This is a genomic window from Clostridium sp. DSM 17811, from assembly GCF_018861905.1.
In the GTDB taxonomy this organism is placed as follows: domain Bacteria; phylum Bacillota; class Clostridia; order Clostridiales; family Clostridiaceae; genus Clostridium_AD; species Clostridium_AD frigoriphilum.
In genome coordinates this window covers 369,604-383,455 of the sequence record NZ_JAHLDU010000001.1, presented here as the reverse complement: position 1 = coordinate 383,455, position 13,852 = coordinate 369,604, and the positions used below count along the sequence as shown (strand labels likewise).

Annotated in this window: 11 protein-coding genes and 1 riboswitch; of the genes, 9 read left to right on the top strand and 2 right to left on the bottom strand. The window is 29.9% G+C overall.

What is annotated here, in order from left to right:
* Window positions 1-41 precede the first annotated feature (41 nt).
* A complete protein-coding gene (locus KPL44_RS01800; RefSeq protein ID WP_216246850.1) occupies window positions 42-1,289 on the bottom strand; it encodes a right-handed parallel beta-helix repeat-containing protein in 1,248 nt (415 codons plus the stop codon).
* Between the two features lie 144 nt (window positions 1,290-1,433).
* Window positions 1,434-2,795, bottom strand: a complete 1,362-nt coding sequence (locus tag KPL44_RS01795; protein ID WP_216246848.1) for a right-handed parallel beta-helix repeat-containing protein — start codon at window positions 2,793-2,795, stop codon at window positions 1,434-1,436.
* A gap of 19 nt (window positions 2,796-2,814) precedes the next feature.
* Window positions 2,815-2,895, bottom strand: a riboswitch (cyclic di-GMP riboswitch).
* Window positions 2,896-3,079: 184 nt separating this feature from the next.
* Between KPL44_RS01795 and rfbD the strand changes: the two genes are divergently transcribed.
* The 9 genes from rfbD to KPL44_RS01750 all read left to right on the top strand — a co-directional run bounded on the left by rfbD (window position 3,080) and on the right by KPL44_RS01750 (window position 13,690).
* The gene (rfbD, locus tag KPL44_RS01790; protein ID WP_216246847.1) at window positions 3,080-3,913 is read left to right on the top strand and encodes a dTDP-4-dehydrorhamnose reductase; all 834 of its coding nucleotides are present in this window, start codon (window positions 3,080-3,082) and stop codon (window positions 3,911-3,913) included.
* Window positions 3,914-4,200: 287 nt separating this feature from the next.
* Window positions 4,201-4,704, top strand: a complete 504-nt coding sequence (locus tag KPL44_RS25990; protein WP_216246846.1) for a hypothetical protein — start codon at window positions 4,201-4,203, stop codon at window positions 4,702-4,704.
* Between the two features lie 576 nt (window positions 4,705-5,280).
* Window positions 5,281-6,438, top strand: coding sequence for an ABC transporter permease (locus KPL44_RS01780; RefSeq protein ID WP_216246845.1), 1,158 nt, complete (start codon window positions 5,281-5,283; stop codon window positions 6,436-6,438).
* On the top strand, window positions 6,431-7,105 hold the full coding sequence (locus KPL44_RS01775; protein WP_253201577.1) for an ABC transporter ATP-binding protein: 675 nt from the start codon (window positions 6,431-6,433) through the stop codon (window positions 7,103-7,105). The genes KPL44_RS01780 and KPL44_RS01775 overlap by 8 nt, the downstream gene beginning before the upstream one ends.
* A gap of 137 nt (window positions 7,106-7,242) precedes the next feature.
* Window positions 7,243-9,147 carry a nucleoside-diphosphate sugar epimerase/dehydratase gene (locus KPL44_RS01770; RefSeq protein ID WP_216246844.1) on the top strand — a complete coding sequence of 635 codons (1,905 nt, stop codon included), beginning with the start codon at window positions 7,243-7,245 and terminating at the stop codon, window positions 9,145-9,147.
* Between the two features lie 127 nt (window positions 9,148-9,274).
* On the top strand, window positions 9,275-10,402 hold the full coding sequence (locus KPL44_RS01765) for an SGNH/GDSL hydrolase family protein (RefSeq protein ID WP_216246842.1): 1,128 nt from the start codon (window positions 9,275-9,277) through the stop codon (window positions 10,400-10,402).
* Between the two features lie 131 nt (window positions 10,403-10,533).
* Entirely contained in the window at window positions 10,534-10,680 is a 147-nt protein-coding gene (locus tag KPL44_RS01760) for a lmo0937 family membrane protein (RefSeq protein ID WP_216246840.1), read from the top strand.
* 186 nt (window positions 10,681-10,866) lie between these two features.
* Window positions 10,867-12,183: a hemolysin family protein gene (locus tag KPL44_RS01755; protein ID WP_216246839.1), complete on the top strand. Its 1,317-nt coding sequence runs from the start codon at window positions 10,867-10,869 to the stop codon at window positions 12,181-12,183.
* Between the two features lie 187 nt (window positions 12,184-12,370).
* Window positions 12,371-13,690 carry a hemolysin family protein gene (locus KPL44_RS01750; protein WP_216246837.1) on the top strand — a complete coding sequence of 440 codons (1,320 nt, stop codon included), beginning with the start codon at window positions 12,371-12,373 and terminating at the stop codon, window positions 13,688-13,690.
* Window positions 13,691-13,852: the final 162 nt, after the last annotated feature.

Genomic DNA, 13,852 nt, shown 5'->3' with positions numbered 1-13,852 from the left:
TAGCTTTTATCCTTTGTTTAGTAGATCCTAAGGAGAGGTTGTTACATTCCACAAGTCATTTTAGCATAAGAATGAAATCCAGATTTGTAACCTATTATAGAGTTACTATCTATTTTGTTGTACTTATTACTATTAGAAGTTGAATAGATACCACTCTTAGGAATAATGCCTATACTCGAACTAATTTTATTATTTCTAATTGTTGTATATTGTGGCTGTGATATTCCAGCTGAGTCAAGTAATATTGCATTACCTTTTTGGGGAGCAGTAATATTATTGTTTAAGTTTGTATTTGCTATACTATTGTTTGTTATAGTGCTATATAAACTTCCAGCAGTTATATCTATACCATTATTTTGAGCAGATAGTACTGTATTTTCAGTAACAGTTGTCCCAGTCGTAGTAAACAGACATATTGCGCCTAGATTACCACGCCCAGCTATTGATTCTTCAACTGTATTGCCACTTATAGTGTTATTATCAGATTGCCATACTTCTATTTGATTATATCTGTTATTTTTAGAGGTATTGCCTATAATAGAATTTCCACTTGAGAGTTTCTTAACGCCTCCATAAATTGTGATACCTTCTTGACCATTTCCGGTACAAGTATTATTACGTGCTATGCAGTTAGTTGTACCCTTACCTAAGGTTGAACTGTAACCGAATATTATGCCTTGACCACCGCTATTTTTCAAAATATTGTTTGTCACATTGATTTTGCTTCCACTTAAGCAGTAAACATGTCCACTTATTTGTGAATCGGTATATCCACCAAAAACCTTAGGGTTATCAAAATAATTTTTATCTATAGTAATATTAGAACTATTGTTATCTATTTTAATCCCATATTTGTTTATATTATAGAAATAAGAATTAGTAATAGTGCAATCACTACTCCCATAAATATCAATTGCTGCATAAGTAATATTATTTGTGAATCTGCAGTTTGTTATATTAATTCCTTTTACATATAACACCCTTAAAGCGATAGAGCAATTTTGAAACTCTATACCCTTAAAAGTGTTATCATTACCTGTAGTGAATAAAGTGTTTTTACCAGTGCCCGCTATTACAACGTCACTACCTGCAATTAAACTCATCCCATCTTTCAAATTAACAATGTCAGATATCTTATATATACCCTTTGGTAAATTAATAGTGCTACCTTTTGGATACGAATCTATCATTTTTTGAAATGAAGCAGAGGTATCTGATATTCCCGTTTTATCCAAATTATATTTTTGAGCATCTATTGTTGCAAGAACATTAGTTGAATTAGCCGTCACAGTGTCAGCTTTTGTAGTAGTTAAAAAGGAAGTACCATTTAATAAAGCAGTTAATATTATGGTAACAGCTATACTTTTTCTTATGTTATTATTTAAGATATTAATTCACTCCTCTTATGTCGGTGGGGAGGTTATAATGTCAATCTATTTTTCACAAGTTGCTAGGGCATACCAGTGAACTCCATATTGATAACCTGTTATTATGTTGCTATTTATTTTGTTATGATGATTAGTATTGGAAGTTGAGTAAACACCACTTTTAGCAATAATTCCATTACTTGAGCTAATTGTATTATTAGCGATTGTTATATATTGAGGATCAGCTACTCCATTCCAATCAAGTAATATTCCGTTACCTTTCTCAGGAGTTTTAGCAAAATTTTGCCTATTTGTATCAGCTATAAAATTGTTTGATATGTTGCAATTTAAGCTACCCGCAATTATTGCTATTCCATTACTTTGAGACGATAATATGTTGTTATCCGTAACAGTTGTTCCGGTGGTACCAAAAAGGCAAATAGATCCTAAACTTCCACGACCAAATATGGATTCTTCTACTGTATTGCCTTGAACAGTATTATTATCAGATTGCCATACTTCAATTTGATTAAATCTGTTATTTATAGATGTATTACTAACAATAGAGTTTCCATTAGAAACCTTCTTGCTTCCGCCATATGTAGTAACGCCTTCTTGACCATTACCTATGCAACGATTATTAAATGCGACGGAACTTGTTGTACCTTTTCCTGTTGTTGAATTATAACCAAATATAATACCTTGCCCACCGCTATTTTTTATAATATTGTTTGTCACGAAAATTCTAGTTCCATTTAGACAATAAACATGCCCACTTATCTGTTCTACGCTATAGCCATCAAAAACTAAAGGGTTATCAAAATTATTGTTATCGATTTTAATATCAGAACTATCGCTATCAATTAAAATTCCGTATTTGTGGATGTTGTAGAAATATGAATCTTTAACTGTTGAATTGTGACTTCCGTAGAAATTAATTGCAACATAATTAATGTTATTTGTAAATCTGCAGTTTGTAATATTAAATCCAGTTTTCTGAAAAACACTTAAAGCAGTTGCACAATTTTGGAATTCTATACCCTCGAAACTATTAGAATTACCTGTGGAGAATAAAGTGTTATAACCAGTCCCCTTAATTATAACATCATTAGAGGCGATAATATGTAAATTATCCTTTAACTTAACAATGTTCGACAATTTATACGTGCCTGCTGGTAATTGTATTGTACTTCCACTTGGTAATGAATCTATCATTTGTTGAAACTGGATTGAGGTATCGGTTACGCCTGTTATATCCAATTTATAAGTTGTAACATCTATTATAGTAGGATTACTTGTTGACTCAGATATACCAGCAGAAGTTGTAACACCTATGGCATTTGTAGTATTTAGAAATGGACTAGTGGTTGATAAGGAAATTAACATTATTAATATTGTAATACTTTTTTTCATATTGTTTTTAAACATAATAAATCACTCCTCTTAATTTGGTGGCTAGGCTACCATACTCTCATAAGGCCCTATAGCTTTGCGTCCTTACTTTTCAATAAGTTTGCTATTTTCTGTAAAAAGTTTTATCTTAAGGTATTAAAAATGAATTTTATATTGTATAAAATATTATTGGTAAAAATTCATTTAAAATAATATATTAACTTATCGTTAATAATCTTTTATTCTTTAGAATTTCCTCAATTAATTATTAAAGTAAGGTATAATTTATATAAGAATAAGCTTTAAGAGGAGAATTAAATATGAAGATACTAATTACGGGAGCTAATGGGCAACTTGGTCGAGAATTAGCTAATCAATATAAAGAGAAAAAGACGATTGATTTAATACTTACGAGAAGGTCAGATCTAGATATATCGAATATTAATGAAGTATATAGTTTCGTAAATAAAAATAAACCAGATGTTATTATAAATTGTGCTGCACTTACAGCTGTGGACAAGTGTGAGACGGAAATAGATATGGCATATAAGATAAATGCAATAGGACCTAAAAACTTAGCAATAGCTGCAAATGAAATTGGCGCAGAAATTGTCCAAGTTTCAACAGACTATGTTTTTGGTGGCAATATAGATAAGCCACTAACGGAATTTGACAAAATAGGTCCTTTGACTATTTATGGAAAAACTAAGCTCGAGGGAGAAATATTAGTTAAAAATCATAATCCTAAACACTACATAGTTAGAACAGCATGGCTTTATGGAGATGGAAACAACTTTGTAAAGACTATGATAAATTTAAGTAAAACTAATACCACATTAAAAGTGGTTAATGACCAAAAAGGAACACCTACAAGTACAGTTGATTTAGCTAGAACTATAATTAAACTTGTAGAGCAAAAAAATTATGGACTATTTCATTGCACCTGCAAAGGTGAATGTACATGGTATGAGTTCACTAAAGAAATTTTTAGAATTAAGAGTATAATGACGACGGTTTTACCGTGTACAAGTGATGAATTCCCACGTCCGGCAAAAAGGCCAGAGTACTCAGTGCTTAGAAATTATATGTTAGAACTTACAACAGGAGATATAACTAGAACTTGGCAAGAAGCAATTCATGAATATTTAAAATAAGTTAATCATGATTCCTTTGAGGATAAATAGTTTCTAAACTTATGAATAAAAAAATAGAATATGCTAATGTAAAGCATATTCTATCTTTTTTGTTAAGGTATAAGAATTTATATAAATGGAAAAAGGTAGATTTTGTTAGTTTTTTTAGTATTACGACATCCATAGCAATTAATGTTATAATTAAAGGAGAATCAGAAGGAATACGTAGGGAATGTGGCGAATTATTACATAATTGTCATAAGAACGCAAAATGATGATCTGCTTTTTTATTAATATAGGAGGTGAGTGTGATTAAAATTTTGCATTATGCACTTGGATTGCCTCCGGTTAACACAGGGGGATTAGCGAAGCAGCCAGAAAATATTATGGTACGCCAAGTAGCTAATGGTAATGAAGTTTCATTAGTATATCCAGGAAATATTTCAATAGATAGAGAATTAAAAATTAAAAAGAATAAATCCTTTAACAATATAAAAGTATATGAAATAAATAATCCGATTTCTGCTACATTACTCAGTGGAGAACATGATTCTAAAGTATCACTTAGACATATGGGCTTTAATATTTATACTGATTTCTTAAAAGCTATCGAGGTTAATATCATACATATTCATACAGTGGTGAACTTAGATGAAGAGTTTATATCCGCTGCGAATAAAATGGATATAAAAATTGTATTCACAGCACATGATTATTTCGGAACATGTCCTAAAGTTAAATCTATTGGTTCAGGAGTGAAAACATGTACGGATCATGGTAATGGCGAAAAATGTGTGATTTGTAATCGATGAATCATAAAAAAATACGCTAACCTAATTATAGATGAAAAACCTAGTTTAATTATTTCTATCTTCATTATGTTTGATATCCGGCATTGAGGGGGTTGTTTTACTAGCTGCTTTCATTAAGCCGCACAGTAAAACATACGCAATAGTTAATATTATTGCAAAAATTATATATTTCATAAAGAACACGTCCTCTTCTATTAAAATGAGTGAAAATGTATAACCTTTTAATGCCTATACTTATATAACGGTTACCTTATCAATATAGTTTCATTTTTGCAATTATACCGTAAAAAAACATTTCACTAAATTCAAGTTTGAATAATCTAGAACAATTGAAAAAAGCCAAAGATAACTAGCGAAATGGTGCTAATTATCTTTGGTTTTATATATTACTATTTAATCACTTTCTATGTATTTATAATAACAAAAAATAGAAATTTATGGTTTAGTCGGTTAATTGTATATTTATAGAGAGATATGACATTATGTGATAGAATAAATGGTAGAAGTCTATATTTATTGAAAACTGTTAAATTGTGATAAAATTTTATAATAAAAAACAAGCGGAGGCTAGAGGGTATGTTTACAGCACTAAAAATAGCCTGGAGATTCTTAATAAACAGTAAGATTCAAACATTAGTAATAGTTTTAGGAATTGCCATAGGAATTTCGGTACAAGTATTTGTTGGGATACTAAGTGCAGGGCTAGAAACCTCTTTACTTGATAAAGTCGTGGGGAATTCAACTCATATAACGATCAGTCCTAAAAATAATATAATAAAGGATTATCAGGTCAAGGTAGATAAAATTAAAAAGCTGGATAGTAGGATAACATCGGTGGCGCCAGTAGTTGGATATAATGCATCCCTTAACATTAGAAATATGACGGAGCCTATACAAATTAGTGGATTTGTATCTAAAGATTTGGAGTCATTATATAATATCAAAGATAAAATTTATAAAGGAAGAACTGTAAAATATTCTGGAGAAGCATTGATTGGTAAGGAACTTAGTGAAAAATTAGGGTTAAAAATAAATGATAACATTAATATAATAACATCTGATAATCGAAAAATGGTCATAAAAGCCGTAGGATTTTATGATTTTGATACAATAAAAATTAATAAAATTTTAGTTATTACGAATTTTAAAACTGCTCAGAATTTGGCGGGGATTGGTGATGCTGCAACATCTATGCAATTAACTACGAGTGATCCTTATAATGCAGACATTATTGCAAATAATCTAAAAAAAAGGTTAAATGATAAAAATTTAGTAATAGAAAATTGGAAAGATCAAAACAAGTTATTAGTAAGCGCTATAATGGGTGAAAAAGTATGTAGCCTAATAATTCAACTTAGTGTAATGATTGCTGCTGTTTTAAGTATAATAAGTATAATGAGTATAAGTGTTGTTCAGAAATACAAACAAATAGGTATTTTAAAGGCTATGGGAATAAAAGATGGTTCTGCTGCTCTTATATTTTTAATTCAAGCTTTTATTTTAGGGGTAATTGGTACAATCATTGGTGTGGGGTTAACCTATTTGTATGTAAAAGGTTTTAATAGATATATAGTGTCATCAGTTGATGGAAAACCTATAGTTAATATAATTGTTAATTATAATTTCATAATTAAATTATGTATTATTGATATAATAGCATCAACTTCAGCGGCATTTTTTCCGGCTTTAAAATCTTTTAAATTAACGCCTGTGGAGGTTATAAAAAATGGATAGCATTATAGAACTTAAAGATATTAATAAAATTTATGGAAAAAGAGTGAAAACACAGGTATTAAACAATATAAATTTATCTATTGATAAAGGCTCTTTTAATTCTATTATAGGTGCATCAGGTAGTGGTAAAACGACCTTATTAAATATAATAGGAATGCTTGATAGGCCTACAAGTGGACAAGTTGAATTGGAAGGCAGAAGAATAGATAAGATGAGTAGAAGGGCTTTAGCTGCTATTCGAAACCGTGAAATAGGTTTTGTGTTTCAATTTCATCATTTATTGCCAGAGTTTAATGCTATCGAGAATGTCATTATGCCTAGATCTATAAGAAACATATTTTGCGGTAGAAAAACTTCTGAAAAAGCAAAAGAATTTTTGGAACTTGTGGGACTTCCAAGGGTTAAGAAAAATAAAGTTTATGATTTGTCGGGTGGAGAGCAACAAAGGGTGGCAATTGCAAGAGCCCTTATGAACAGCCCTAAGATAATACTTGCAGATGAGCCAACGGGAAATTTGGATTCTAAAACTTCTGAGGTTATATATAATATATTTAGAGATATAAATAAAGAACTTGGAACCACTTTTATAATAATAACCCACGATGATAGAATAGCGAAAAAAACAGATAGAATAATTGAAATAGAAGATGGTGTTATTAAATTTTAAAGTACATAATACATTCATCGCCACCTCCATTATCTTAATATTGTTTTGTGTCTTTTATAGAATTAAGTATAGAAATAGGAATTTTTGTGGTTTTTTACTGAAAAGATGTTTAATAGTAAAAATGATGATATAATATTATGAGAATAAATTTTGAGAAACATAAAGAAGAGGTGTGTATTGTGAAAGCTTTAGGAAAATGGAAAAAGCCGATACTAATACTAAGCGATGCAGTTTTAATAAACTTAGCATATATATTAGCTTTCTATTTTAGGTATAACTATAGAAATTTTAAGTTTTATTCAAATGATTATAAAGAGATAGCAATAATAGTAACAGTTATTTACATAACATGTTTTTATCTATTCAAACTATATGAAAGTCTTTGGAGTTATGCAAGTGTAGATGAATTTATGTTAGCTATTGGCGGGTGTATTGCTGCAGATATTCTAACAATTGCATTTGTTAGAATTATCGGCCATCCATTTACATATGGAGTAAGTATATTAGCTTGTGCTTTTAGTATTCTTTTTATACTTGGGTTTAGGATGTCATTTAGAGTCTATGAAAGATTTACGGGTATTATTAATTGCAATGTCAGTAAGAATGATAGAAATAGAGTAATGATAATTGGTGCTGGGGCAGCTGCAGCTATGGTTATAAAAGAAATGAAAAGCAGCAGCCAAGCTAATTATACGCCTATAGCTGTAATTGATGATGAACCTTATAAAAAAGGGAAAAACATTTTGGGAGTAAAGGTTTTAGGAAATAGGAAAGATATAATTTCTATCGCAAAATCTAAAGAGATAGAAACTATTCTTATAGCCATTCCAACTATAGAAGACGATGATAAACAACAAATACTAGAAATATGTAAAAAAACAAAATGTAAAATAGAAATTATTCCAGGTATGTATGAAATAATAAATGGGAAAGTTTCCTTAAGTCAAATTAGAAAAGTAGACATTGAGGATTTACTAGGACGTAAAGCAGTAGTACTTGATACAGAGGGTATTGCAAGTTATATTCAAAACAAAACAATCTTAGTAACAGGTGGCGGAGGGTCTATTGGTTCTGAATTATGTCGTCAAATTATAAAATTTGCACCTAAACAATTAATTGTTTTTGATATATATGAGAACAATGCTTATGATTTGCAAATTGAACTTAAGTATAAATACCCAAAATTAGATTTAAAGGTACTTATAGGATCTGTTCGAGATAAAAAAAGACTTGAGGATGTTTTTACAACATATTCACCGGATATAGTTTTCCATGCGGCGGCGCATAAACATGTTCCACTAATGGAAGAAAGTCCTATGGAAGCAATAAAAAACAATGTGTTTGGAACTTATAATGTAGCAGAGTGTGCTCATAGGTTTAATGTTGAAAGATTTGTGATGATATCAACAGATAAAGCAGTAAATCCAACTAATGTTATGGGTGCTACAAAGAGAATGTGTGAGATGATTATACAATCTATGGATAAGATAAGTAAAACACATTTCGTAGCAGTGCGATTTGGTAATGTTCTAGGAAGTAATGGATCGGTTATACCATTATTTAAAAACCAAATAGCTCATGGTGGCCCAGTTACACTTACTAATAAATATATAACAAGATTCTTTATGACTATCCCAGAGGCTGCACAATTAGTGCTTCAATCAGGTGCTTATGCTCAGGGGGGAGAAATCTTTGTTTTAGACATGGGAAAGCCTGTTAAAATATATGATTTAGCTTGGGATTTAATAAAACTTTCAGGCTTTGAGCCTAATAAAGATATTAAAATTGAAGTTACGGGGCTACGTCCGGGTGAAAAACTTTATGAAGAACTGCTAATGAGTGAAGAAGGACTTACTAATACTAAACATGCGAAGATTTTTATTGGTAAACCTACCTTTAGTGATTTAGGAGTAATGAAAGAAAGAATGAAGGAGCTTGCGGTAATTATTGAGGCAAATGATGTTGATGCATTAACTAGTAAAATTAAAGACATTGTTCCTACTTATAAAAAAACCGGTGGCGAGGATGATCAAGCTGTCTAGCTTCTAGATTACTTTTCAATGGTTAAGTTAGAATAACCGCCCAAATGCATATTTATGCGTTTGGGTGGTTATTTTTATTATGAACTAATTAATTTATGACTATTTAGTATTTAAGGGGTGATTTTACATGAAAAAGAATATAGTGGTTTCGTGTATGTTTTTGGTTGTGGTAGTGAGCTTTATTTCTGTGGTGGTGATTATTCGTAACAAGACAAATGCAAAAGAAAATTTGGTTTTAGCTCAGAAGCAAACGGAAATAAAACGAGGTGAGGCAGGCAGGATTTCAGATTTGAATTTTTATCAGAAACTACATCAAAAGAAGGATATAAATGCTTTGATAGTAGGAGACAGCATAGCTCAAAGTACCGGTACGTCTAATTCCCATGAGAAGTGGATTAATGTAGTAATAAAAGATGTGCAGAAAAAGTATAGATCAACAATAACAACTGACCCTATTACGGGAGGAAGTACAACAGGAGTACGTGCTTGGGTTGAGCTAAACAATGCTAAACTTACAAAACAATATGATGTGGTATTTATATGTTTAGGGCAAAATGACCAATATAATATAAAACCAAAACAATTCAGAATGTTTTATGAGAGTATTATAATTAAACTTAAAAAATTAAATCCTAATATAGAAATAATACCAATTATAGAAAGCTCATTTAGACAGTATAATGATTATTCAAATGTTATAGAGGATTTAGCGGAGCATTATAATCTTCAGTACGCTGATACAGTGGGGGCATTTAATAATTCAGGAAAGCTCTATTCTTATTTATCTAATGATTTGGTACACCCTAATGGCAAAGGTTATGTTTATTATGCTAAAACAATTGAAAAGGTTATAAATAATAATTACCTATCTAATAAAAAAACAGATATCGATTATAGCGTATTATACAATAATACTAAAAAATTAACTGATTTTGTTTTTGATAATTCGCCGGATTTAAATAATGGGTTTACTATAGAAAATGGATTTATTGGAAATAAGGTTTCGGAAAATTTAACTTTTAATACAACTAAGAGTTTAGCAATTATACATTTCCTCCGAAAACCAAAGGGTGGAAAATTCAAAGTATTTATAGATGATAACTTTATAAAAGAAATTAACACTAATTCAACATTCCAGGTTAGCTATTCTGATTTAATAGCTTATAATTTGAGAGGGAATCATAAGATTAGGATTGAGATATCCAATATAATTAAGAAAGGTTCTGTAAAAATTTTAGGACTTGTAACAAATTAATAATTGTTAAAAGCTTGAAAAATAGGGAAAATAGGCAGAAGTAGTATTGCAAATATACTGGTTTCTTGATATAATCATTAAACATTTAAGGATAACTAGTAAACAGGCATATATGAAGGGTGGTGTTTTATATGGGACTTTTACGTTGGATAGGTGGAATAGTTGTATTCTTTTGGGTTGTAGGGTTTATACTTAAGATTGGTGGCGGATTGATACATATGTTGCTTGTACTTGCTGTAATAGTATTTCTTGTTGATAAAATTGCTGGGAAAAGATAAATTTAATAAAATAATATATTATTAGTATTTTAAATTAAATACATGATTAAATAGGAACTAGCTGTAAATTGGTTCCTATTTAATTATGTAGAAATATAAAATTATTTTTATAATATTAATCAAAGCATTAAATTTTGTGTTATCATGATACTATGAAAAGCTTTTATTTTAGAGGAGGAATTTTTAATGGAATCAGAACCCGCGCCCATGCCTAACAGCAATATAGTGGTGCAATTAATATTAATTGTTATTTTAACACTGATAAATGCGTTTTTTGCATCTGCAGAGATGGCAATAGTATCTTTGAACAAGAACAAAATTAAACATTTAGCAGAGGAAGGTAATAAAAAGGCGATACTATTATCAAGACTTATAGAAAAGCCAACAAAATTTTTATCGACTGTTCAGGTGGGTATTACGTTTGCAGGATTTTTTTTAAGTGCTTATGTGGCTACCGCGATAACAGGTAAACTATCACTCATTTTGAGTAATATAAGTGTACCTTATAGTGAAGGAGTTGCTCTAGTTGTTATAACAATTGGACTTGCTTATATAACACTTGTATTTGGAGAATTGTTTCCAAAACGTATTGCGCTTCAGAACTCTCAGGCTATTGCAATGTTTTCGGTAGTACCTATTATGTATATATCTAAATTAGTTACACCGTTTGTGAGTTTACTAACAGTATCTACCAATATTTTAGTGAAAATTACTGGTCTTGGTCATGATAGCAAAGAGGAAAAGCTATCGAAGGAAGAGATAAAATCACTTATAGAAGTAGGTCAGGAACATGGCATTATTAATGAAACAGAAAAAGAAATGATAAATAACATCATTGAATTTGATGACAAATTGGCAAGAGAAGTTATGACTCCAAGAACTGACGTATATATGATTGATATAAATGACCCTATTACAGAGTATTTAGATGAGTTATTAATCGAGCGTCATTCAAGAGTGCCAGTATTTGAGGGTGATGTTGATAATATCGTAGGAATACTTCATATGAAGGATTTTATGATAGAGGCAAGAAAAAATGGTTTTGAAAATGTAAATATTAAGAATATATTACATTCACCTTATTTTGTTCAGGAAAATAAAAATATAGATGAATTATTTAAAGAATTGAAAAGTTCTAAAAATCATATTGCGATGCTTATAGATGAGTATGGAGGATTTTCAGGGGTAGTTACAACTGAAGACATTACAGAAGAAATCATGGGTAATATTGAAGATGAATATGATCACGAGGAACCAGAAATAAAGAAGGTTGATAATAATACTTATATAGTAAGTGGATTACTTTCTTTAGATGATTTAAATGAGCATTTAGATTTAAATTTAGTTTCCAAAGATTATAATACAATAGGAGGCTTTTTAATTAATCTTATGGGATGTATTCCAAAGATAAATGAGGAAAGAACTGTTGAATATGGAGATGTAATATTTAGAATAGAGGAAGTTCGCGAACGAAGAATAGAAAAAATTAAAATATGTATATAAGAATTACCCTACTTTTAGTAAAGTAGGGTAATTTAAAGTGGAGCAAATTATAACACTTTTTATATGAAGAAAATTTGAATTCGTAGATAAATATGGTATTATATAATTAGGAAAGTATGTTATGATTATAATATACTAAGTATGGATAATACTAAGTGTATGTGTTGACTTGGAAGGAGTTATCAAAGTGACTATTTTTATAAACATTGTTATCGTATTTTTACTGGTATTTATGAATGCTTTTTTCGTTGCCACAGAATTTGCAATGGTAAAGGTTAGAAAATCTAGGATAGAAACATTAGTACTTGATGGAGCTCAAAATGTAAAATACACTTTAAAGGTTGTAAAAGATTTGAACTCGTATCTATCTGCATGTCAGCTAGGAATAACGCTAGCATCACTAGGGCTTGGATGGATAGGAGAACCTGCAGTAGCTGCAATGCTCACGCCGTTATTTAACTTAATGGATCTGCCAGAAGCCGCTGTGCACTCAATTTCGTTTATCTTAGGATTTTCACTTATAACTGGATTTCATATAGTACTTGGGGAGTTAGTACCAAAGTCACTCGCAATTATAAATACAGAGAAGATAGCAATGTATACAGCGTTACCACTGGTTTGGTTTTATAATATAACCTTTCCAATAATGTGGGCTTTTAACCATAGTACTAGTTTAGTTTTAAAGATGTTTGGTGTATCACTAGTTGATGAACATGACATAGCGCATACTGATGAGGAAATAAAGTTATTAGTTGAAGAAAGTTATAATCATGGATTAATAGATAAAACTGAATTAACTTTTATAGATAATATTTTTGATTTTTCAGAGAAAACAGTAAAAGAAATAATGATACCTCGAACTGATATGGAATGTATTTACCTCGAAGATTCTTTTGAGGATATTATAGCATTTACTTTAGATGAACAGCTAACGAGATATCCAGTATGTCGTGATAGTAAAGATAATGTTGTTGGATTTGTACATATTAAGGATTTGTATAAGCAGAAAATTGAAGGGAATAGCCAAAAGATAGAGGATGTTATCCGTGAAATTAAATTTGTACCAGAATCATTATCAATAAGTGAATTATTAAAAGTATTTAAGAAAGATAAGGTACAAATGGCTATAATTATTGATGAATATGGTGGAACATCTGGACTTTTAACTATTGAAGATATTTTAGAAGAAATAGTTGGAGAGATCCAAGATGAGTTTGATGAAGAGGTTAATGAGGTTATTAAAACAGAAGATGGTGGCTACAGTGTAGATGGAAAAGTTCTTATTGAGGATATTGTCGAACTGTTAAGTATAGATATAGAGGAAGAAAACATTGATACAATTGGCGGATGGGTTTATTCACAACTAAGCTCATACCCACGAGTGAATGATAAAATTATTTATGAAAATTTTGAATTTATTATATTAGAATGTGATAGTAAAAGAATTAACAAAGTTAAAATTAAGAAGTTAGTTGAAAAGTCAATTGAAGAAATAATTGAAAAATAGTAATAAGCCCTTTTGGTTATGTAGTTAATAGCTAAGAGGGCCATTTTTTATCTCGATTTATAATATAAATCTGAATAAATATACAATAACATGAATAAATATTCATGTTATTGTTGATTTTTTTATAACTCTATTGTATAATAATCTTTATTAATAAATTTT

Bases quoted from the DNA above. Each gene is read 5' to 3' on its own strand.
- KPL44_RS01770 (WP_216246844.1), top strand. From the start codon at position 7,243: ATGAGAATAAATTTTGAGAAACATAAAGAAGAGGTGTGTATTGTGAAA.
- KPL44_RS01765 (WP_216246842.1), top strand. From the start codon at position 9,275: ATGAAAAAGAATATAGTGGTTTCGTGTATGTTTTTGGTTGTGGTAGTG.
- KPL44_RS01775 (WP_253201577.1), top strand. From the start codon at position 6,431: ATGGATAGCATTATAGAACTTAAAGATATTAATAAAATTTATGGAAAA.
- rfbD (WP_216246847.1), top strand. From the start codon at position 3,080: ATGAAGATACTAATTACGGGAGCTAATGGGCAACTTGGTCGAGAATTA.
- KPL44_RS01755 (WP_216246839.1), top strand. From the start codon at position 10,867: ATGGAATCAGAACCCGCGCCCATGCCTAACAGCAATATAGTGGTGCAA.
- KPL44_RS01780 (WP_216246845.1), top strand. From the start codon at position 5,281: ATGTTTACAGCACTAAAAATAGCCTGGAGATTCTTAATAAACAGTAAG.
- KPL44_RS01760 (WP_216246840.1), top strand. From the start codon at position 10,534: ATGGGACTTTTACGTTGGATAGGTGGAATAGTTGTATTCTTTTGGGTT.
- KPL44_RS01795 (WP_216246848.1), bottom strand. From the start codon at position 2,795: ATGTTTAAAAACAATATGAAAAAAAGTATTACAATATTAATAATGTTA.